The sequence below is a fragment of the Gilvimarinus sp. 1_MG-2023 genome (assembly GCF_030548285.1).
This window is the reverse complement of record NZ_JAUOSC010001850.1, coordinates 1-231: the sequence shown is the minus strand read 5'-3', so window position 1 is coordinate 231 and position 231 is coordinate 1. Positions and strand designations below refer to the sequence as shown.

General features: G+C 53.2%; 1 protein-coding gene. It reads right to left on the bottom strand.

Translation table 11 applies throughout. The features are described 5' to 3' along the window. Positions 1–211: hypothetical protein (locus Q4563_RS23090; protein ID WP_303606213.1), on the bottom strand; the 211-nt coding region annotated here is incomplete at its 3' end. Positions 212–231 lie beyond the last annotated feature (20 nt).

Genomic DNA, 231 nt, shown 5'->3' with positions numbered 1-231 from the left:
ACGCGGCGTATTCCGGCGTTTTACTGAATTTTTCGATCCCTGCAATCAGGGCGTTGCGAACGATGTCGTTGCCTTTTTTCACCCCGAAACCGTTCAGCACCGGATAAATCAGCGTCCTGGAAGAAATCACAACTCGACCACCCAGTTTCTCCACCACACCCCGAGCAACAGCCGCATCGGTAATCTGGGCTTCTACTGCATGCGACAGCATTGCTTGGGTAGTCTGGGGAT